The 22,182-nt window shown below is 46.6% G+C and carries 13 protein-coding genes; 7 read left to right on the top strand and 6 right to left on the bottom strand.

What is annotated here, in order from left to right:
• The first annotated feature begins 6 nt into the window (after positions 1 to 6).
• The gene (locus KD145_RS07960) at positions 7 to 1,476 is read left to right on the top strand and encodes a glycoside hydrolase family 130 protein (protein WP_212005370.1); all 1,470 of its coding nucleotides are present in this window, start codon (positions 7 to 9) and stop codon (positions 1,474 to 1,476) included.
• A gap of 5 nt (positions 1,477 to 1,481) precedes the next feature.
• Here KD145_RS07960 and KD145_RS07955 read toward each other — a convergent pair whose 3' ends face one another.
• A complete protein-coding gene (locus KD145_RS07955) occupies positions 1,482 to 2,483 on the bottom strand; it encodes a glycosyltransferase family 4 protein (protein WP_212005369.1) in 1,002 nt (333 codons plus the stop codon).
• Positions 2,484 to 2,696: 213 nt separating this feature from the next.
• On the opposite strand from KD145_RS07955, the gene bshC reads away from it, so the two are divergent.
• Positions 2,697 to 4,277, top strand: coding sequence for a bacillithiol biosynthesis cysteine-adding enzyme BshC (gene bshC, locus KD145_RS07950; protein WP_212005368.1), 1,581 nt, complete (start codon positions 2,697 to 2,699; stop codon positions 4,275 to 4,277).
• A 125-nt stretch (positions 4,278 to 4,402) separates the two neighbouring features.
• Here bshC and KD145_RS07945 read toward each other — a convergent pair whose 3' ends face one another.
• The 3 genes from KD145_RS07945 to KD145_RS07935 all read right to left on the bottom strand — a co-directional run bounded on the left by KD145_RS07945 (position 4,403) and on the right by KD145_RS07935 (position 10,828).
• Entirely contained in the window at positions 4,403 to 5,950 is a 1,548-nt protein-coding gene (locus tag KD145_RS07945) for an IS1182 family transposase (RefSeq protein WP_212000915.1), read from the bottom strand.
• A 132-nt stretch (positions 5,951 to 6,082) separates the two neighbouring features.
• Positions 6,083 to 8,305, bottom strand: coding sequence for an FUSC family membrane protein (locus tag KD145_RS07940; RefSeq protein WP_212005367.1), 2,223 nt, complete (start codon positions 8,303 to 8,305; stop codon positions 6,083 to 6,085).
• Between the two features lie 123 nt (positions 8,306 to 8,428).
• On the bottom strand, positions 8,429 to 10,828 hold the full coding sequence (locus KD145_RS07935; protein WP_212005366.1) for an outer membrane beta-barrel family protein: 2,400 nt from the start codon (positions 10,826 to 10,828) through the stop codon (positions 8,429 to 8,431).
• A gap of 387 nt (positions 10,829 to 11,215) precedes the next feature.
• Between KD145_RS07935 and smc the strand changes: the two genes are divergently transcribed.
• Both smc and KD145_RS07925 read left to right on the top strand, forming a co-directional pair.
• Positions 11,216 to 14,746, top strand: a complete 3,531-nt coding sequence (gene smc, locus KD145_RS07930; protein ID WP_212005365.1) for a chromosome segregation protein SMC — start codon at positions 11,216 to 11,218, stop codon at positions 14,744 to 14,746.
• A gap of 85 nt (positions 14,747 to 14,831) precedes the next feature.
• Positions 14,832 to 15,230: a DUF4259 domain-containing protein gene (locus tag KD145_RS07925; RefSeq protein WP_212005364.1), complete on the top strand. Its 399-nt coding sequence runs from the start codon at positions 14,832 to 14,834 to the stop codon at positions 15,228 to 15,230.
• Between the two features lie 203 nt (positions 15,231 to 15,433).
• Here KD145_RS07925 and KD145_RS07920 read toward each other — a convergent pair whose 3' ends face one another.
• Positions 15,434 to 16,699: a NupC/NupG family nucleoside CNT transporter gene (locus KD145_RS07920; RefSeq protein WP_212005363.1), complete on the bottom strand. Its 1,266-nt coding sequence runs from the start codon at positions 16,697 to 16,699 to the stop codon at positions 15,434 to 15,436.
• Positions 16,700 to 17,037: 338 nt separating this feature from the next.
• Between KD145_RS07920 and KD145_RS07915 the strand changes: the two genes are divergently transcribed.
• From KD145_RS07915 to KD145_RS07905, 3 genes are all read left to right on the top strand, one after another.
• Positions 17,038 to 19,326 (top strand): c-type cytochrome, encoded by a 2,289-nt coding sequence (locus KD145_RS07915; protein WP_212005362.1) that lies wholly within the window; start codon positions 17,038 to 17,040, stop codon positions 19,324 to 19,326.
• Between the two features lie 276 nt (positions 19,327 to 19,602).
• Positions 19,603 to 21,168 carry an FMN-binding glutamate synthase family protein gene (locus KD145_RS07910; protein ID WP_212005361.1) on the top strand — a complete coding sequence of 522 codons (1,566 nt, stop codon included), beginning with the start codon at positions 19,603 to 19,605 and terminating at the stop codon, positions 21,166 to 21,168.
• A 15-nt stretch (positions 21,169 to 21,183) separates the two neighbouring features.
• Positions 21,184 to 21,549, top strand: a complete 366-nt coding sequence (locus tag KD145_RS07905) for a GreA/GreB family elongation factor (protein WP_113618445.1) — start codon at positions 21,184 to 21,186, stop codon at positions 21,547 to 21,549.
• 99 nt (positions 21,550 to 21,648) lie between these two features.
• Here KD145_RS07905 and KD145_RS07900 read toward each other — a convergent pair whose 3' ends face one another.
• On the bottom strand, positions 21,649 to 22,179 hold the full coding sequence (locus tag KD145_RS07900; protein ID WP_212005360.1) for a DUF192 domain-containing protein: 531 nt from the start codon (positions 22,177 to 22,179) through the stop codon (positions 21,649 to 21,651).
• Between the last annotated feature and the right edge of the window lie 3 nt (positions 22,180 to 22,182).

The following is a 22,182-nucleotide window of genomic DNA, read 5'->3' as shown; positions in this document are numbered from 1 at the left end:
GTACACATGCGATTGTCAATCGAGCGGAAGCCTACCAAGATTTATCCTGATCTGAAAAGGGTGGTCGCCAGGTTTTTTTTCAATGGCGAAGCCAGGGCTAAATCCATCATTCAGCATGTTGCTGGGATGACCGATGATGAGGTAGAAGTAACGATTACGCCTATACTGAGAGAGTTTTCCCGGCGTCACCGTAATATTACCCGCATCTTCGAAAGACATGCAGACAGAATCAAGCATCTCTTTGCCGCAGTACAAGTCAATTATGACGAGCTCTCGCTGAAAAGAAAACTGCTGACCGGCTCGTATTTTACCAATGAATATTCCATAGAATCTGCTGCTTTCTTTAATCCATCGATGATTGAAGATGTGGACCAGAGCGGGTTGGAAGTAGGGGAGAAAAGAATCATACTCAGCTTCCGTGCAGTTGGAGAAGGACATATTTCTTCCATTGCTTTCCGTAGCGGACTGATAGACCGTAATAACCAGATCACCCTGGAAACTGCCGGCAACTATGTGGATGAAGCAGAAGTGATCCGAAACGCCATGTATAAGAAAGATAATTTCTTTCAGAACGCGGTGTCTATCAAACTCCCCGATCCGGTTATGCAGGAAGTGATGCACACACTGCCAGACGAATTTGAATATATGGCCCTGAAGAAGGTAATCCGGGAAATGCAGCAGCGCTACCAGATAGACCACCTGCTGAAAAAAGCACTGGAAAGGCTGCTGTGGCTGGCAGATTCCTACTATGAACTGAATTTCTCCCTGGACACCGATATCTCAGACCGTGTCATCTTCCCTTATTCCGATGCTGAAAGCAGGGGGATTGAAGATGCCCGGTTTGTAAAATATACCAGCGAAAACGGTAGCGTCACCTATTATGCCACCTATACCGCCTTTGATGGTGTGACTATTCAGCCCAAACTATTAGCCACAAAAGATTTCTATAATTTTAAAATAATGCCCTTATATGGAGAGGGGGCCCAGAATAAAAATCTGGCCCTCTTTCCCCGTAAAATCAAGGGAAAATATGTGATGATATCCCGTATCGATGGTATCAATGGATATATCATGTATTCCGATAAAATCAATATCTGGGAAAATCCTCAGATACTGCATACCCCTAAATATCCCTGGGAATTTGTACAGGTGGGTAACTGCGGCTCTCCCATTGAAACTCCGGAGGGCTGGCTGGTGATTACCCACGGCGTAGGCCCTATGCGTACCTATTGTATTGGTGCCAGCCTGCTGGATCTGGATGATCCCGGCACGGAAATAGGCCGTCTCCGTGAGCCGCTGCTCATGCCCAATAAGGACGAAAGGGAAGGTTACGTGCCCAATGTCCTGTATTCCTGCGGCTCTATCGTACATAATGATGAGCTGATCATTCCCTATGGCTTGTCTGACTATGCTTCAGGGTTTGCCACTGTCAACCTGGAAAGGCTGCTGAACCAGATCAAGGCCGACGGCGTATAACCTGCTCAGATCATTTTATAAACTTTCAGATAATCCTCCGTCATCCTTTCCGTTGTAAAACGCTCACGGGCATGTATATGGCATGTATAGCGGTCTATTATACGGATGTCTTCCACCGCTGCTGCGGCTTCCTGTGTGGTATCCACCAGAAAACCGGTACGCTGGTCCTGTATCAGCTCAGGCATTGAACCACGGTTAAATGCAATGACCGGAGTACCGCAAAGCATGGCTTCCGCCACACTCAGCCCGAAAGGTTCGTTGAAGCTGATCGGATGCAGGAGCGCAGTGGCCTTGCCCAGTAATTCACTGCGGGCTGTTCCTCCTACCGGTCCCAGGTATTTTATCTGCTCATTGTCGATGTAAGGTTTTACCATCTCATTAAAATAATCTTTCTGTTGTACTATCCCCGCCATCAGTAACTGTCGGTTGGTATGCCGCGCTATTTGTATGGCTTCGTGTGTGCCTTTGTCCGGATGAATACGCCCGTAGTAAAGCAGGTAATCATCAGCGGTGGGACTAAAGCTAAAGTCCTCTGCCCGTATGCCGTTATATACTGTTGCTTTATACTGGAGGGATGGATGACGGTCGGCATTGCTGATAGACACGTAATGTCCTCCCTGGTTGTAGCGCTGGTACACGGGAACAATTTTCTCAGAAGAAAATCCATGGATGGTGGTGACCATGGGAGTACCAATAAGACGGGAATAGGTGAGGGGAAGAAAATCAAAATGATTATGGATAATATCAAAATGATGTGCCTGTTCCATCAGGTAACTGATATGCATGCATTCATTGACCTTGGCATCTGCAGAGCGGTCTTCTTCATAACCCTGTGGGCATATCCAGGCCAGTTTGCCATTTGTAACGGAATCGCCGGTAGCAAAAAGGGTTACATCTATTCCCCGGGCAATAAGCCCTTCCGCCAGGTTGGAGGCCATCTGTTCCCAGGGGCCGTAATGTCTGGGTGGGGTACGCCAGGCTACCGGTGAAAGAATTGCGATCTTCATAGTTTAAACCTTTTTTCCGGCCGGAACCATACTGCCAGCCGTTTTCCCATTATCGGCAAATTCCAATCCATAATCACCGGATTCCGTCCATCAAATTTCAAAATCAAAAATCTTTAAATCACAATTTCTTCTCTAACTTCGTACATTCAAAAGTTTCGATGTATTCAAATATATCGGTTACTTTTATTGATCATTTGTAATTCGACACGCAATATGCTCGAGTATATTCCTTATGGGAAGACTGGTTATTTCAATCAGCTGGTAGTAGATTTTTTAGCAGAAGAGCCACAGATCAAACCATTTTACGCCTATTCGCCTGTAAAACCGGATTTTGCTGCAGCCATCAAGGCCCGTCAACAGTTCAATACCCCCCGGACAGCCCTGGTAGCGGCATTACAACAGCAATATAAAAACCTGGAACCAGTAAAGGCTGTACAGGATAATATTGCCAGCCTGCTGGAAGAGCGCACCTTTACGGTCACCACCGCGCATCAGCCCAATATCTTCACCGGCTACCTGTATTTTGTATATAAGATCCTGCAAACCATCAAACTGTGCAGGGAACTGAAACAACAGTATCCGCAGCAGCACTTCGTGCCTGTGTACTACATGGGCAGCGAAGACAATGACCTGGAAGAACTGGGAAGTATATACCTGGAAGGTAAAACCCTGACCTGGTCTGCCGGCCAGCAGGGGGCTGTAGGCCGCATGCAGCCCGATGGACTGGAACAGCTTATTAGTCAGGTAAAAGATACGCTGGGATATGCTCCTCATGCCGGAGAACTGATTGCACTGTTACGCAAAGCCTACCTCGAACACAATAATATCCAGGAAGCTACCCTGTACCTGGTACACGAGCTGTTTGGCCGCTATGGCCTGGTGGTACTGGTGCCCGATAATCCGGACCTGAAACGTTTATATATTCCTGTCATGAAAGATGAGCTCTTTCATCAGGCTTCCCATACCATCGTTAATGATACCCTGGCTCAACTGGAAGCTCATTATAAAGTACAGGCCAACCCCAGGGAAATAAATCTCTTTTATCTGCAGGATGGTATGCGGGAACGGATCGTACAGGAAGGAGAACAGTGGAAAGTATTACACACCCCGTTGAAATTTGACGCTGCCACGCTGGAAAAAGAACTGGAAACACATCCCGAACGCTTCAGTCCCAATGTCATCCTGAGGGGGATGTTTCAGGAAACGATCCTTCCCAATATTGCTTTTGTAGGTGGCGGTGGAGAAATTGCCTACTGGCTGGAGCTGAAAGGTCTTTTTGCTCATTATAAAGTACCATATCCTGTACTGCTGCTGCGTAACTCCCTGTTATTGACAGATGAGATGTCGAAGCAGCGGCTCGATAAGCTGGGCATTACCACCGCGGAATTGTTCCAAAGTACCGATGATATCGTGAACGGCTATGTGAAAAAACATACCAATGCTACGCTGGTTCTCAAAGAGGAATATGCTGTCATTGAAAAACTGTTTGATGCCCTGGAGGAAAAGGCACGCAGTATCGATGTGACACTGGTGGCCAGTGCCGGAGCGGAAAGAAGCAAAGCATTAAAATCTATTGGTAAACTGGAACATAAGTTTCTGCGGGCGGAAAAGAAAAAATTTGCCTGGCAGACTGACCAGATCAAACAAGTGAAAAATAAACTATTCCCCGGCGGCTCCCTACAGGAGCGTAAAGAAAACTTTATGCCCTGGTATGCAGCAGAAGGACCTGCATTCCTGGACCGGGTACTGGAAGCATTGACACCAGTAACAGATCAGTTTATAATATTGAGCTGAGATATTGATTGAAACTGTTTTTGAGGGGGCCGTCTCAAAACAAGAGACGGCTTCTTTTTTATAAATTCCGGTTGTTATAATGATTCTCCAGTTTCCATTTTTAGAAGTGAAGGGTTAACCTGATTTTATGCTGTTTTCTTTCTAAGATTGTGTGCCATAGCCATTAATCCCATTTCGATTGACACTTTATCCATCCCTTTTAGCATAAATCTTTTAAAGCCATGATTATGCTTAATATTTGCGAAGACAGATTCCACGTCATGGCAACGTTGTTTACGCTTCTGTATTCCTTTTCTTCCTTTTAATCGTTTGTCAGCCAGCTCCTTAAGACGATTTAGATTATGATTTACTTCTATGATGCGATTTGTTTGTTGATCATGACACATCTGCCGTAATGTACATCCTTCGCATGTTCTGGCTTGATAAGTAGTTATTGTTTGCCCGTACCCGTTTTTAGTTGTTTTTGGGAACGTACTTTTTCTACGCATTCGCTGGCCGGCAGGGCAGATATAGTGGTCCTTTTCAGCATTGTAGGGTAGGTTTTGGGCCTTGAACATTTCCCTGGTTTTAGTTGACCGGTGCTGGTTGCGATCGAAGGAAGCATGCTTAACATAAGCCGTAATTCTCCTGTTTTCCAACCATTGATAGTTCTGTTCGCTGCCATACCCTGCATCCGCTGTAATATTGGCGGGCACTCGTTTATATAACCGTATATACTGCAGGAGATGACTGATTAAAGTTGATGTATCCGTGGACTGCTGATGAAGGCTGTAATTGACGATGTATTGATTATTAGTACTTATCTGGAGATTATAAGCTGGTTTAAGCTGACCATTCTTCATATGATCTTCCTTCATACGCATAAAGGTAGCGGCGGGATCTGTTTTGCTATAGCTATTGCGGTTAGAGCCTATTATTTGTTCCTGTTGCTCATACTTATCCAACGCTGAAGGCCAGTTACGGTGAGCATATCCCAGCTTTTGTCTGATCCGCTTGTCTATGGGTTTTTCTTTGAGGGCGTCATTGATGGCCGCTATTGTTTTACTGACTTTTTCACTGTCGATTTTGTCATATCCGGATGGGTCCGTATCATCACCCAATTCTGAAGCTGCCACTGATTGTGCATATTTCCACAAGTCATTAAGCTGCTGTTTTATTTTTTCTTTACTGTACTTAATGCCATTGCTCCATACAAAACTGTAGCGATTTGCCTGCGATTCTATCTTTGTCCCGTCAGTGTACAGTTCTTTTATGTTCAGTAAGCCTTCTTCGCATAACAACAATACCACCTGGGTGAATATAGGTTGTAATACCTTTTGCAAGCGTTCACCACGGAACCTGTTGATCGTATTATGATCGGGTTTACTCATACCACTAAGCCACATAAAGTGGATGTTCTGGCCTAGTGCCTCCTCTATTTTACGGCTACTGTAAATGTTATTTATATAAGCGTAAATAAGGACTTTCAATAACATCCTGGGATGGTAACTGCTGGTTCCTCCTGCTTTATAACGCTTCAGCAATAAAGTTATATCGATCTTTTCTATTACGTCATCCACCACACGAACTGGGTGATTCTCGGCTATCAGATCCCCAATCTCGGGAGGGAAAAGCATAGCCTGGTGCTGCTGATTGGCTTTAAAGACTACTGATAGTGTTTTTCCTTTGGGCATACTATAAAAACGGAAAAAGCTACCCCGCAGATTTCCCCCCCCAAAAAAAAAGAAGGGAGTGTCTTTTGAGACACCCCCCTTTTGCTGAATGATTTACCAGGCAAAAGGGGCTGCAGTTTTTTTATTTATGAATCAGCTCAGCGCTTTACCCATATCTTTTACGAGAGAAAGCATGGCCTGCAGCTGGTCATGGACCTGTTTGGTTTCCAGCATTTCATCCCTGATGGGGGTAGCACCTTTACCTTCGTTGATCTCGAGCTGTCTGAGATGCACCAGGTTGTGCAGATGTTCATCCAGTGTATCAAAAGCGTTGATGGGAGCCTGTAGTTGGGCTTGTTCGCGGGTCTGGGGATCAATCATCAGGTACAGCTGGTCCATGTAAGATAGCAGGTAATTGGTTATTTCCCGGTATTCCGGCCTGGGAAACTGCACACCGTGATGCATGCTGTATGCGGCCAGGGCGGCTATATGGGAAGTAAGGGTATGGTTCAGTACTACAAAGTGATATACTTTGGAGGCGTTTTTCTGTTTGCTTTTAGGTTCAGACAGCATCCGCTGGAAGGCGGCCATCATATTGGCCGTGTCTACATAAGTGGCTTTACGGGCCAGTTTGAAATCCGTCACGGTATTGCTTTCTCCGGCGTATACCTTTAACACCAGTTCAAAGTATTTTCGGTTGGAGAGCAGCATTTTTTGCATGAACCCTGGCAGGGTATTGTGTTCCCAGGAAGGCCACAGCAACATATTGGCGAAGAAGGCGATGCCTCCGCCAATAAAGGTGTCGAGTACTCTTTGGGTAGCATTGTAGAGATCAGCCGGATGCAGGAAATGCAACAGGAAGATGATAAAGGGGGTTACAAAAAACACACTCAGCGTATACTGGAAGCTCATAAAACTATAGGCGCCCAGGATACACAGCAGCATGGTGATGAATATAATGGTATTGTTATGTGTGATGTAAAGCAGCCCGGCAGCAAAGAGTGCTCCGAGTACAGTACCTATCAGGCGTTGTATGCTGCGTGAGCGGGTAAGGCCGAAGCCGGGTTTCAGGATTACCACAATCGTCAGGAGGATCCAGTACACACGGTCCAGATGCAGGGTCATTCCCAGCAGATAACCAGTCACGGTAGCGAGGCTTACGCGGATAGCATGCCTGAAAATATGGGATTTAAAGGTGAGGTTGTCCCGGAAAGTTTCAAAATCATATTTCTGTCGGGTGGTAAACTTAGACAGTTCCAGCTTGGGATCAATGGTGGCATCTTTCAGTCGTTCGAGGCGGGTAAGGCGGTGCAGGTTGTAGATCCTTTGCGCCATGTCCTGTAGGTTCTGAAGGATATTGGTGAGTGGGATGGTACGGGTCCTCTCTGCCAGGGTAGGCAGTTTGAGGGTGATGTCCGCTATTGCCTTTTTCACCTTTTCCATTTCATATTTCAGATTGGTTTTGGGCAGGGAGCGTTGTCCGGCTGCCACAGCCAGTCCTATGTTTTCGAGTTCTTCCACAAATTCGGTGATGAGGGCATGGAATTTTCCGAGGATATCATCCTGCCGGAAATCACGCTGGAGGGCATTATAGTCTGTCTGGGAGGCCATGATCTGTTCCTGCAGGTCCACCATGTCCAGGAAGATGAGTACCATACTTTTGTTGATACTGGTGGTACCTTGTTGGGCTGAGCGTCTTTTTAACAGCAGCTCGCGCACGTTTTCCTGTTTTTCGTTGACGATCACCTGTTGGGCCAGTACAGCCTTGTAGTTGGCCACAACATCTACTCCCGGGGTATAGAAATTAGCTCTCAGTTCCAGGTAGCGGGCGGTTTGCAGGATACAGTCACCCAGGGCCTGTTGTACGTTGAGGTAGGGCCGGATCTGCCACAGGATCAGCGCCAGCAGGGAGTACCAGATACTGCCCAGCAGTACCATGCCTGCGTACACTACCGTCATCTTTGGTGAAAGATGAGTCTCACCAAGGATGGAGACCATAATCAGCAGACAGCCGGTGCCGATATTACCGCCTCGGTTGCCATACACCAGCATCATTGCATATACAAAACAACAACCCAGTATCCAGAAAGCCATCGGTGTTGGGTAAGGCAATAGCAGCCCTGTACCCAGTGCCGTAATAAAAATCAGGATGGTGCTGATGATAAGCCCGTTGCGCTTATGGATGATAGTACCTGGTACATCGCTGAGGGCGGTACACAAGGCACCCATCGACATGGCAATACCCAGGCCCAGTTGGCCAATGGCCGCAAATATAAGGGATGGGACCACCACACTGATAGTGGTGCGCAAACCGTTGCTGAAATGATAACTGTAAAGGAAGCTCTTAATATCGTTGATCCGCTGTTCTGTACGCAAACGTCAATCTGTTTTTGAAAACACAAAGATACACGCAAAGATGAAAGCGGCAAAAGAGAGCGCAATAGCTTTCGCTATTTCTTATTTGTACAATGGCTTACCCAATGGTTTCTGCTTACAGAATTATTGACCGGTATCGACTACGCTTTTGTTTCGTGTAGCGCTGGTGGTTAGTTTCCCGAAACGCCAGCTAATGGATATATTATATGAGTTCGCCGGGAAATAGGAAGTGAATATCCGGTGAAAAGAGGCATCCTTTGTTTCAGACACCATAGGGCGTTGCTTCCGGAAGGGCTGGTCAGCGGCCAGGCTGAGGGATAGTTTTTTATTGAACAGATCTTTACGGAGAGTGAATCCATAGCCGATATTGGATCCGCTGCTGCCCTGCAGGCTGGGACTACTGGAGTACCAATACCCGTAGGCATCGGCGCGGAAATCATGCCCGAAGTTATAATCTGTGTTTGTATATACTGTTCCAGATATGCCGCTGCTTCGCAGGTTGCTGCCATTGTTGAAATCTGCGTACAAAACCCGCCCATTGATATTTATATTCCATTTTTTGGTTAATGCAAAGCGAAGACTTAGACTGAGGCCAGTAGCATTTGATCTGCCAACATTGTCAAAGGTGGAGATAGTGATACCTTTTGTGGTGTCAACGCTGATGATACTCTGAATATAATTATTGATAAAAGTGTAGTCTATGCCTGTATTCAGACTAAATTTTTCCAGGATTTTATTGTAGTAAAGCCCAAAGCTGTTAGCATAAGAGGGTTTTAGATTCGGATTACCGTGTACAATATTGTTGGGATCATTATCATTGACATATGGGTTGAGCATATGAATACTGGGTCGTTGTAATCTGCGACTATAGGATAAAGATAAGCTACTGAGGGGTTCCATCTGCCAGGTAATGTTAATGGTGGGTATCAAGCTGAGGTAGTTGCTTTTGATTTTAGTATTATTGGAAATAAAATCCCCTGTTTGATAAGTCTGTTCCAACCTCGTACCGGGCTTAACGCTTATCTTGGACCCAATTTTAAAACGGTAGGTTAAGTAAAAAGCCAGAATGTCCAGTTTGGTGTTAAAAATATTAGAGCGTTCAGGGTTCGGGACCGTATCACCTTTTGAATTTCTGATAGTTTGCGTAGCATTATTTTCTGCATATTGAAAAGTACCTTTGAAGCCGGCTTCCAGTTTCTGGTCGTGAGGTAATGGCAGGGTATAATCTGCTTGTACTGCAGTCATTAGATTTTGGGTAGTATTATCATTTCGGTAAAAACTGTCTGTGCCGGGTTCGTTATGTTGACCATTATCGGTATGCCCGTTTCCGGAACTGGTGGTTCTGTTTAGTACAAATGATAGTTCATGTCCGGGTTGTTTGAATTTATGCTGGTAGTCCAGGCCAAACCCTGTGCCATGAGCATCACTGTAGTTATCACTGGTGTAAATACCGGTTTGACTAAGTTGGCGCGCACTGTTATACCAGAAGTTGTCCTGGGGCATGCGAACGACAGATTTGTTAATACTGCCATTACCAAACATCGTCACACTGTTGGAGCTATCTATGTCGTAGGTAAGTTCAAGGCTGCCGAACAGGGTATGGCTGTTATTCCTGGTTTCTGTGTTTTGCAGTAATAGCCCTTCGTTGCCGGGGATAAAGCTTTCCCTGCTGATGGAGCTGCTGAGGCGGGTACTATTTTGGTTCCCGCCTGCATAAGCGGTAATACCGACTTTCTTTTTCCGCGCGCTGATGGAAGCCCCGCCACTGAACCTGCCCATGGTGTTATAATTGCTGTAAAGGCTACCATTATATCCTATCACCTGTTTTTGGGTGATGATGTTGATAATACCTCCGATCCCTTCTGCATCGTACTTGGCGGATGGCTCGGTGATAATTTCTATTTTTTTGATGATACTGGCAGGATAGGCTTTTAGAGCTTCTTTGGGGTCTCTGGTGATCATGGAAGTGGCCCTTCCGTTTAGTAACACTTTGTAGTTGGTCTGGCCTTTTAATTTGATGGTTCCGTCGGCATCAACGGTGACCAATGGTATTTTACGCATGATATCCGAAGCGGAGCTGTTATCTTTTTCGATATCATTTTCTACGTTGTAAATCAGTTTTTCATCTTCCAGCTCAATCAGTGGCTTTTTGCCGGTAACGGTCACTCCGCCCAGCTGCCGCATGGTTTGTGACAGGTAGCGGATGCCCAGGCGGTGGGTGAGATGGGCTGCATCTACCCTGAACGAGTCGAGCATACGGGGAGTATAGCCCAGCATGGTAATGCCTATCTGATAGGAGCCAAAGGCCACGCTTCCGAAGTTAAAACCTCCCTGACTGTCGGCGAGGGTATGGGCAACAGCTTTACGATCGGCCGCCTGCATCAGTACTACAGTCGCAAATTCTACCGGTTTCCCGGTAATGCTGTCTATCACCTGCCCGGTAACAGATCCCCCTTGCTGGCGGGCCTGAAGGGAAATAACAATCAATAACAGGAACAACAGCAATGTGCCTCTTAGCGTCATGGGTAGAATGGATTATTTTGAGGTATTACTCCGGGGCGGCCTATATGGATAAAATGGCATAAGTCATTCTGGCATAGCTACATAGGTGCTGCCGGATTAGCTACACAAGCTATGAAATGTTACTGCTATTCCGGAGCGGTAGGTACCAGCGGATACAATTTAACATTCCCTGTTAATGTAAATTTCTCACAGGCAATTAAATTATAATCGTGCTTTTTACTATATTTATAATCAGTCTTTTAGAAAATCAGCGAGAGCTTCTGCGGTAATATTTTTCGCCACAGTGTGTATAAAAAATTAAGGGAGATACTTGCTTCTCACTTAATTTACTTTTTCATTCGGGTAAAATTATATCTTTGACGCCTTAAAAAAACCTCGGAGTAAGTCGTGCGCTTAAAAACACTAGAAATAAAAGGCTTTAAAAGTTTTGCTGATAAAACCGTCTTGAACTTTGATGAAGGGATAACCGGAGTAATAGGCCCAAACGGTTGCGGCAAAAGTAATATTATCGACTCCATCCGCTGGGTGATCGGGGAACATAAAATTAGCAACCTGCGTTCGGAAAACCAAGCCGGGCTTGTGTTCAACGGTTCCAAAACACGTTCCGCCAGCGGTATGGCAGAGGTGAGCCTTACCTTTGAAAATACCAAAAACGTACTGCCTACCGAATTTACTACCGTCACCATTACCCGCAAATTCTACAAAAACGGCGATAGCGAATACCGCCTAAATGACGTGGCCTGCCGCCTTAAAGACATCCATAACCTCTTTATGGACACTGGTGTCAGCACTGATTCCTATGCCATTATCGAGTTAGGAATGGTAGACGATATTATCAAAGACAAGGAAAACAGCCGTCGCCGCATGCTGGAACAAGCGGCAGGCATCTCCATATATAAAACCCGTAAAAAAGAAGCTAAATCCAAACTGGAAGCCACAGAAGGTGACCTTAACCGTATTGAGGACCTGCTGTTTGAAATCAACAACAACCTCAAAACGCTGGAAAGCCAGGCCCGTAAAGCAGAACGCTTCTATGAAGTAAAAAAGGAATACCGCGACATCAGCATAGAACTGGCCAAGGCAGCCCTGGAAGGATTCAATGTCACTTTCCGCGAACTGTCCGACAAACAACAGGAAGAAAGTGACCGGAAACTGCAGCTGGAAACCGAAATTACAACGGCGGAGGCTGCAGTGGAAGAAGATAAACTACACTTCGTTGCCAAGGAAAGAGAGCTGCAAGCCCTCCAAAAATCATTCAACGAACTGGTGGCCACCATCCGTACAAAAGAAAATGATAAGAACCTGGCCAGCCAACAGCTCACCTACCTGCGCGAACGGGAGAAAAGCATCAGCGACTTCCTCAGCAATGCAGAGGGACAGCTGCAGGGACTAACCACCTCCATTGAATTCTCCGAAAAACAGGTGGTGGAAGAAGCTGAAGTGTTTGAATCCATGGAAGACGAACTCGAAACCCTCCGCGAAATGGTGGAGGATAAAAAAGAACGCTTCCAGCAGAAAAAACAATCCCTCGAAACACTGCGTAATGACCAGCAACGCTGGCAACGCCAACAGTTCGAAGCGGAAAAAAAGGTGGCTGTGGCCGATACTTCCGTCCAAAACCTGCAACGCAGCATCCAGCAGCTGCAGGAGGAAAAAAACAGCCGGCTGCAACAAATTACTCAACTGGAAGCCGAAAAGGAAACGCTGCAACAAACCATCACCACCAGCAAAAATGAACTGGATGAAATGGTGCGTTTCCAGGAAGAGACAAAAAATAAAATACTGGCTACCCAGTCTGATATCGAAGGGCTGCGTGACCAGCTGGTTGATGAAAACCGTAAACTCGATTCCAAAAGAAACGAATTCGACCTCCTCAAATCACTGGTAGACAGCCTCGAAGGCTATCCGGAAAGTATCAAGTTCCTGAAAAAGAATCCGGACTGGAATAACAATGCTCCCATCCTGAGTGATATCTTTTTCTGTAAGGAGGATTACCGCACCTGCGTGGAAAACCTGCTGGAGCCTTATCTCAACTATTACGTTGTCAATAATGTGGCAGAGGCGGTACAGGCCATCCAGCTGCTGGACACCCATAAAAAAGGAAAAGCCAACTTCTTTATCCTCGACCAGTTCCGTCCGCAAACCAATAGCCTGCTGGCACCTGCCGGTACTATTCCTGCGCTGGACGTAGTGGAGATTGAAGAAAAATATAAAGGCCTGGGCCATCACCTGCTGGGGAAAGTGTTTATTGGGGAAGACCTCACCCGGCTGGAGTTCAGCCAGGTATCCGACGATGGAATATGCCTGGTGGAGAAATCCGGCCGTATGCACCGCGGTAAATTCAACATTACCGGTGGTTCTGTAGGCCTGTTCGAAGGCAAGAAGCTGGGAAGGGCCAAGAACCTGGAAAAACTGGAAGTGGAGATTAAAGACCTGGAAGCAGTTGTAGGCAGGCTCCGCACACAGATACAGGATAAACATAATGAAGTACTGGGCTACAACAGCCAGCTCAATGAAAATAATATCAACGCTGCCCGTGAAAAGATCAACCAGATGAACAATCAGCTGTTTGGTCTTCAAAACAGGATCGAAAACTTCCATCACCTGATAGAAGCGGGCGACAAACGCCTGGAAGAAATGCAGCAGTCACTCTCGGCTAATCAGGAAAGCATCTCCGGCGTGAGGGAAGAACTGGAAAATCTGAACGACCGGGTGGGAGAGCTGCAGGACGGCATTGCGGAAGCAGACAGAATGGCCCAGGAAGCGGAACAGCAGTTTAATATGGCCAACGTGCAGTTCAACAACCAGAACCTGCAACATACCCGCCAGCACAGTAAGGTGCAGGCCCTGAAACAGGAGCTGGAGTTCAAACGCAAACAACTGGCCGACCTGCACACGCAGATCACCAGTAACAAGGCTCAGCTGGAAGATACTGTGGCCAATGTTGCTGCCGCTGAAGAAAAACGTAATGCTGCTGATGAAGGGCTGGTGGAACTGTTCCGCCGCCGGCAGGAAGAAGAGAAAGCGCTGAACGAAAAAGATCAGGAATACTATAACTTCCGCAACCACCTTCAGGAGCTGGAAACCACCCTGAGGGCCAAACAGAAGGCCCGCGAACAGCTGGAGCAGCAGCTCAACATGGTGAAGGATAAAGTCAATGAGCTCAAACTGCAGCTGGCCTCCATGAAAGAGCGTCTGAGCGTGGAGTTTAAGGTCAACTTGGATGAGATCATCGATGAACAGCGTCATTCAGAGCTGCCAACAGAAGAACTGCAGGCCAGCGCGGAAAGGCTGAAGAAACGCCTGGAAAATATGGGTGAAATCAACCCTACGGCCATCGAGGCTTACCAGGAAATGAAAAAAAGATATGAGTTCATCCTGGAACAGAAAACTGACCTGGTAAATGCAAAAGACTCCCTGCTGGCAACTATCCAGGAGGTAGAGACGACAGCTAACCAGAAGTTCCTGGAAACATTTAATATGGTTAAAGAAAATTTCATCCGTGTATTTAAGGCGCTCTTCACAGAGGAAGATCAGTGTGATATGATCCTCAGTGATCCGGAAAACCTGGCAGATACTGGTATTGAAATTATCGCAAAACCAAAAGGTAAACGTCCGGCAGCCATTACCCAGCTTTCCGGTGGTGAAAAAACACTGACCGCCACTGCATTGCTGTTTGCCATCTACCTGATCAAACCGGCACCATTCTGTATACTGGATGAAGTGGATGCACCGTTGGATGATGCCAATGTTGGTAAATTTACCAACATGATCAGGAAATTTTCTGATAATTCACAGTTTATTATTGTAACACATAATAAACAGACCATGGCCGCTGTTGACGTGATTTACGGGGTGACCATGCAGGAACCCGGCGTGAGTAAGCTGGTACCCGTGGATTTCAGAAGTTTAAACTGATGGATGGTTTTTGTTGTTGTATGGGAGAGTTATTACTTTTATTCTCAATTTCATTATTCTAAAAAAATAAAAAACATTACACACTATGGGCGCATGGGGCACCAGGAATTTTGAAAATGATGGATCACAGGACTGGATTTTTGACGTGATCGATAGCAAAGATGGTGGATTGGTAACTGATACGCTGGCGCGTATCATCAATAACACCGAAACACTGGAAATAGCAGATTGCGAAGAAGGCTTGGCGGCCGCTGAACTGGTGGCCGCGTTGGTAGGGCGTCCTAGCGAAGACTTCCCGGAAGATCCGCTGGACAAACTGGACATACTGAACCTGATCGCAACAAAGGGGCTGAGAAATCAGGCTCTTACTGCTGTTAACAAAATACTGAGCGCTTCAGAAATGAAAAACTTCTGGGGCGAATCTGGTGAGTTGCCATCATGGGAAGCTGTACAGGCATCCCTGGTGAAAAGATTAGAACTATAGCAGGTATTATTATCCTGCCGGAAAAGGTGGTCATATAGCAATGGTATTAATTTGACCACCCGAACAATTTGCTTAAGGACGACCGAGTTTTGAGCAGGGTTTGTGCTGTGTCATACTGACCCGGAAAAGCTCAGAAGGTTAAAAAAATAAAGCCCGTATGACTTATCATACGGGCTGACTATTTTATATAACTCGGGGAGTGATTACAAAAGAATACCAGCGATGGTGGCAGACAGGTAACTGGCCAATGTACCACAAAGCAATGCTTTGAGCCCCAGTTTTGCCAGGTCTGTTCTGCGGCCGGGAGCCAGCTCTCCGATACCGCCAATCTGCATCCCTACGCTGCTGAAGTTGGCAAAACCGGCAATAGCAATAGTTGAAATGGTAATTGCTTTGGCAGATTCAATTTTTACTGCATGACTGGTCATGCTCTTAAAGGCCACAAACTCGTTGATAGTCAGTTTTTGCCCCAGCAATGTTGCCACGTTGTTTACATCCTGGGTTGGCACACCCATAGCCCAGGCCATAGGGGTAAACAATTTACCGAAGATCCAGTCCAGGCTAAGATTGAAATCCAGATGCAGCAGATGGCCGATATGGATAAGACACCAGTCGATCAGCGCAATCAATGCAATGAAACCGATCAACATGGCAATAACGTTCATGGCTATTTTGAAACCGTCGCCTGCGCCATGGGAAATGGCATCAATAACGTTGGTGTAGTTGCTCTTTACTTCCATCTTCACGCTGCCCATAGTCACGCTTTCTTCCGTTTCCGGGAATACGATCTTGGAGATAACCAGTGCTCCTGGAGCAGCCATCAGACTGGCGGTGATCAAAAAGGGCGCAATATCCATACCCGCCTGGAAACCCATGTTGGCATATACCACCAGGATACCGCCGGCAATACAGGCAAGGCTGCCGCTCATAGAAGCGAGGATCTCACTTTTAGTCATGGAATTGAGATAAGGACGGATCATTACCTGAGCTTCTACCTGACCTACAAATGCACTGGCCACATTACTCAGCGCTTCTGCACCACTTACCCGCATCACCACATTCATCGCTTTAGCGATGACCGCTACTATTCGTTGCATAATGCCGAAATGATAAAGTACGGCCACCAGTACACATACCAGGATAATCGTGGCTGTCACGTTAAAGGCAAATACAAATCCACCGCTGGCATAGTCGGCAAAGGTACCGGTAGGAGGCTGGGATACCCCTATTCCACCATAAACAAAGGACGCACCCTGACGTGCAAACGCTTCCAGTTTACCCATAGCGTGACCTACTTGTTGGAAAAACCAGGTAATAGGGGGCACTTTGAATACCAACAGCGCAATCAGCACCTGTAATGTAATACCACTCAAAACCAGTCGGTAGTTAATTTTACTCCTGTTGTTGGAAAACAAAAAGGCAATACCCAGAATAAGGAGAATGCCTATTAAGCCCTGAAAGCGTTCCATAAATGTTAATAAATTGTAAAATATTCCCAATTAAGGCGACGAAGATAAGTTTTTTTGTGATTCCTGGCCTTTTTGCGGGAGAAATAGGAAATACTTTTATAGCTATTAAACTAACTGCTTGTAAAACAGCTGTATAAGCCAGGACATATCAGACTTCTTTTTCTCCTGATTAACCCCAAAATTCCCCAGCTGCTACAAACATCCTTTAGTCCCTGAATAGGAAGCCTACCAATAAACTCCCCAATTATAGCCCAGGGCTTCAGCCCTGGGACAAAAAAATATGTTGCAAAAAATCGCAGGAGATGTATTTTTAGGGATTGCAATCGAATTAAAAAGTAATGGACCGTTTACAATACCTGGTTATTTCCACGATTTCCCTGGCAATCTTTGCCTGCGGACAGACTCAAAAACAACATTCATTAAGCAAACATGAGCAGGATTCTCTGGCGATGCGGAAGCAGTATGCCAGCTCCCCTGTGTTGGACGGGAAAGCGGCCATAGCAGCCATGCAGGTGGACAGCGGTCTGGAAGTACAGCTGGTGGCTGAAGAACCGATGGTGGTAGCACCGGTGAATGCGGTGTTTGATGAGCGGGGAAGGATGTGGGTGGTGGAGATGACTGGCTTTATGCCCGATACCAGTGGAACAGGAGAAGAAAAACCGGATGGCAAAATCGTCATCCTGGAAGATACTACCGGTGATGGTGTGATGGACCGGCGTACGGTATTCCTCGATTCGCTCGTATTGCCGCGGGCGGTGTGTCTGGTGGAGAACGGAGTATTGGTGGCCACACCGCCGCAACTGTGGTTCATTGAAAACAATAACGATAAACCCGGCAAACGGATACTGGTAGACGACCAGTATGCTGCTGGCGGTAATGTAGAGCACCAGCCCAATGGCCTGTTAAGGGCTATGGACAACTGGATTTACAACGCTAAGTCAGACCGGCGTTATCGTAAGGTGGGCAACAAATGGTTGAAAGAAGCTACCACTTTCCGTGGTCAGTGGGGTATTACTCAGGATGACAAAGGCCGTCTATATTATAACAATAATTCTGAGAATCTGTTGGGAGATTATTTTCCACCCGGACTGGGAGGCAAAAATCCGCACCAGCAGAATGCAGCCGGCTATGATCAGCGGATTGTGCGGGATAATCATGTGTATCCTGTCCATCCTACACCGGGTGTGAACCGTGGTTATATGAAGGGCGTACTCGACGACAGTCTGCGGCTGGTAGAGTTTACCGCAGCCTGTGGGCCGGTGATATACCGTGGAGGCTTGTTCCCTGCTGAATATACAGGTAATGCTTTTGTGGCAGAACCTGCGGCCAACCTGATCAAACGGAATATACTGAGTGATAGCAGTTATATCGTAAAAGGAAAACAGGCCTATAGCGGTAAGGAGTTCCTGGCCAGCACTGATGAGCGTTTCCGGCCAACAGGACTGTACAATGGCCCTGATGGTGCTTTATATATTACTGATATGTACAGGGGGATTCTGCAGCATAAGACTTATATCACCACTTATCTTAAGAATGAGATCAGGATGAGAGAGCTGACTCAACCGCTCAACTGCGGCCGTATCTATCGCATTGTGCCCAAAGGACAACGTCCGGAGAAGACATTACTGACGCCGGAGCAGTTGTTCAGTATGTTGGGCAATGCCAACGGAGCTTTGAGAGACAAGGCACAGCAGCTGATCATCGACCGTAATATGATGCAACTGGTGCCGGAACTGCGTGCTGCTTTGAAAGACATCCATGCACCTCTTAAACAGGTACATTCGCTTTGGGCACTGGAAGGACTGCATGCATTGACTTATGCTGATATTGCTGGCGTGTTACAACAGGGTAATGATCCGCTTAGCGTACAGGCTCTGGCAGCCTTACCGGCTGTGTTGAATGCAGCTGTTGCGAAACCTGTGGCCACCACACTGGACAGCCTGGCAGATAAACCGTTTTTTACTCCGTTTGTAGCCTATCTGCTGCCGGCATTGAATAAGGCCGACAGAGCTGTTGCCACAAAGCTGGAAGCGAAACTTATAAAAAACTATGCACAGGACCGTTATGTGTCTGCTGCATTGATCAATAATGCTACCAATAGGGAAGCAGCACTCCTGAAACAACTTGTTGCCACTAATCCGGATACGGCACTGGCGCTGAACAAACAGCTGAATGCAGTGCTGAAAAGCATGGACAACGCTGCCAACGCCAAAAAAATGGATGTACTGGCCAACACCTATCCCCGTGGATACAGGATCTTTAATACCGTATGCCAGACCTGTCATGGTAAAAACGGAAATGGAATTGCAGCGATGGCGCCTCCGTTAAATGAAAGCAACTGGGTAAATGGTAACAAAAACACCCTGGCTGCTATTGTATTATATGGTCTTACAGGCCCGGTGGAAGTACACGGAAAACTGTACAAGGCGCCGGAAATAAATGGAGACATGCCTGGCATCGGTGGTAGCGATGAATTCAGCGATAGTGATATTGCTGAACTACTCACATTTTTACGCAGTGCCTGGAACAACAAGGCCGGAAAAGTGACAACAGAGGATATCCGGAATACACGCAAACAGTATAATGGCCGGCAAAAACCCTTTACTGCTGCAGAATTAAGCAAATAGTGCGCGGATATCAATAAAAGGTCTATCTTTGCTACTCATAATTATTACAATTGAGTAAGGCAACAAACATATTATCCTGCTGTAGTAACCTGGGTACATGCCAACGTACCTGCGGGTTCCTGTTGCCTTTTTTATCCTGTCCAAAAGACTTCAACAATTAAGCCCGGGCAACTTATAGCATAGTAACAGTTGTACCCGGGGGATGATACCTGTATGCTTTGTACAAGTAGTATAATCCATTTGCATTTTCCAAAACAATCTTATAAAAACAGTTTTATGAATCATCGGATAGCACGATGGGCAGTTTATCTTTTATGCCTGTTGCTGGATGGATGCGTGGCGGCTAGCCTTTATCGCGGTTATTTAACGGGATGGATCTTATTACCATTAGCTGTCGGCCTTAGCGTACTTACGCTGTATGACCGCTTGCAGGGCAAACATGCCCTGTTGCGTAACTACCCGCTGCTGGGAAGGTTACGTTACCTGCTGGAGCAGATCAGGCCGGAAATGCGCCAGTATTTCTTTGAGTCCGATACAGATGGAAGGCCGTTCAACCGCCGTCAGCGTGCGGTAGTTTATCAACGTGCCAAAGATGTAAAACAGACCGTTGCTTTTGGTGCATTGGAAAACATGTATGAGCCAGGTTATGAGTGGGCCGCGCACACTGCTTTCCCTAAGAAAGTGAAGCCGGAGGCATTAAAGGTAACAATTGGCAATGAACAATGTACACAACCTTATAATGCAAGTTTACTCAATATCAGCGCAATGAGTTACGGCGCATTGAGTAAAACAGCCATCCTTTCCCTTAACGGGGGCGCGCAGATCGGCGGTTTCGCCCACAATACGGGAGAAGGTGGTGTAAGTCCGTATCACCTGCAACATGGTGGTGACCTGATCTGGCAGATCGGTACAGGTTATTTTGGTTGCCGTGATGAGCAGGGAAACTTCTCACCAGAGGTATATACTGCAACAGTGGCAGCCCCTTCTGTAAAAATGGTTGAGCTGAAACTGAGCCAGGGTGCAAAACCTGGTAAAGGTGGGGTATTACCCGCAGCGAAAAATACACCTGAAATTGCAGCCATTCGTAAGGTGAAACCAGGTGTGAGCGTGCTTTCACCTGCTGCACATACCGCCTTTGGCAACGAATATGAGATGCTGGCGTTTGTGAAACAGCTGAGAGAACTGTCTGGTGGCAAACCGGTAGGCTTCAAATTATGCGTAGGCCGTAAAGACGAATTTGAGCGTATCTGCATAGCGATGACCAATACCCGTATCTACCCCGACTTTATTACGGTAGATGGTGCGGAAGGCGGTACTGGTGCTGCTCCGCTGGAATTCACTGACAGCATCGGTATGCCCTTGTACGACGCATTGGCACTGGTAGTGAATATGCTGAAGAAGTACGAACTGAAACAACATATCCGTATCATGGCCAGTGGTAAAATCATTACCGGTTTTGATATCATGAAGGTGTTGGCATTAGGTGCAGATGCATGCTATAGCGCCAGAGGTATGATGCTCGCATTGGGTTGTATTCAGGCCCTGCAATGTGACAGTGGCAGCTGCCCGGTAGGAGTGGCTACTCAGGATCCAACCCTCTATCAGGGTGTGAATGTAACCGATAAACGCGAACGTGTGGCTAATTTCCACCGTAACACGATATATGCATTGGCAGAACTGATGGGCGCCTGTGGTTTTGAAGCAGCAGACAAAGTAAATCCTGCAGCCCTTTACAGAAGAGTAACCAGAACGGATATACGATCATATGAAGAAATATATGCACCGGACAGCGGCCGTTCTGCTGGAGCGGCGCTTTATCCGGGGCCATCTGTTAACAATTGATAAAACCCTGTTTTCATGAAAAAGAAACAGATTATTGTGTCCCAACATGATTACGAAATTTTAAAAACCCTTTGTTACCACGCTCCCGGCACTGATAAGCTGAAGGAGGAGTTGGAAAGGGCTGTTATCAGAAAAACAAAAGTGCCGGATGATGTGGTACAGGTAAATTCCACGCTGCAGTTCAAAGACGAGCGTAGCGGCGCTGTACGGGAAGTACAGCTGGTACTGCCTGCTGCCAGCAACATCCAGCTGGGTAAACTCTCTATCCTGTCACCTATCGGTACTGCCCTGCTGGGCTACAGTGCCGGTGATACCATTGACTGGGAAGTGCCTGCGGGCAAAACCCAGCTGCATATTCTGCGGGTGGTCAATGAAGGATAGTTCAATAAAGGCTATAATGTTAGCGATCAAATATGTATCAAAGCAAAAAAAGCCCCGGCGTCTGCCGGGGCTTCTTATTTGGAAATGATGTGATGGTTATTAGTGGTACACAACCTTGTCGCCATAACCAATATGGTATTTGTCACAGAAACCACCGTTCACTTCCAGCACATACTGTGCTTTTTTGAAAGAGGGGAGGCTTTGCTCCGACAAAGGCGTGGCATACTTCTGAATAGATACGATCTCCAGTTTATCATCGAGGTAGATGATATCGAGGGAGATATAGGTGTTTTTCATCCAGAAGGAACGTTCTTCCATATCCGGAAAGATAAACAGCATACCCTGATCATCGCTCATGGATTTGCGATACATCAGTCCGTCTTCTCTTTGCTGGTCAGTTTTGGCCAGCTGAATATCAATTTTGCGGATGGTGTCTGCATTGTTTTTGGAAAGAAACGCCAGCGACGCATCTTTTCTGAACTCGCTGCCGTTGGCAGTAACAGGAGCTGGTGATTCGGTACCGGCCTTGTTGCTGCTGGTTTCGGTAGCGGTGCTGTTGTTGCCTGTATTTTCATGACAGCCCGACGCATACAGCGCGGCTATCAGGATGTATTTGAACGGTAGCTGCATAAG

The organism is Chitinophaga sp. HK235 (genome assembly GCF_018255755.1).
Taxonomy (GTDB): Bacteria; Bacteroidota; Bacteroidia; order Chitinophagales; family Chitinophagaceae; genus Chitinophaga.
Note: the sequence above shows the minus strand (reverse complement) of the source record. Positions and strands in the feature narration are given on the sequence as shown.

Coding starts and splice junctions, on each gene's coding strand:
- KD145_RS07960 (WP_212005370.1), top strand. CDS start 7: ATGCGATTGTCAATCGAGCGGAAGCCTACCAAGATTTATCCTGATCTG.
- KD145_RS07955 (WP_212005369.1), bottom strand. CDS start 2,483: ATGAAGATCGCAATTCTTTCACCGGTAGCCTGGCGTACCCCACCCAGA.
- bshC (WP_212005368.1), top strand. CDS start 2,697: ATGCTCGAGTATATTCCTTATGGGAAGACTGGTTATTTCAATCAGCTG.
- KD145_RS07945 (WP_212000915.1), bottom strand. CDS start 5,950: ATGCCCAAAGGAAAAACACTATCAGTAGTCTTTAAAGCCAATCAGCAG.
- KD145_RS07935 (WP_212005366.1), bottom strand. CDS start 10,828: ATGACGCTAAGAGGCACATTGCTGTTGTTCCTGTTATTGATTGTTATT.
- KD145_RS07925 (WP_212005364.1), top strand. CDS start 14,832: ATGGGCGCATGGGGCACCAGGAATTTTGAAAATGATGGATCACAGGAC.
- KD145_RS07920 (WP_212005363.1), bottom strand. CDS start 16,699: ATGGAACGCTTTCAGGGCTTAATAGGCATTCTCCTTATTCTGGGTATT.
- KD145_RS07915 (WP_212005362.1), top strand. CDS start 17,038: ATGGACCGTTTACAATACCTGGTTATTTCCACGATTTCCCTGGCAATC.
- KD145_RS07910 (WP_212005361.1), top strand. CDS start 19,603: ATGAATCATCGGATAGCACGATGGGCAGTTTATCTTTTATGCCTGTTG.
- KD145_RS07905 (WP_113618445.1), top strand. CDS start 21,184: ATGAAAAAGAAACAGATTATTGTGTCCCAACATGATTACGAAATTTTA.
- KD145_RS07900 (WP_212005360.1), bottom strand. CDS start 22,179: ATGCAGCTACCGTTCAAATACATCCTGATAGCCGCGCTGTATGCGTCG.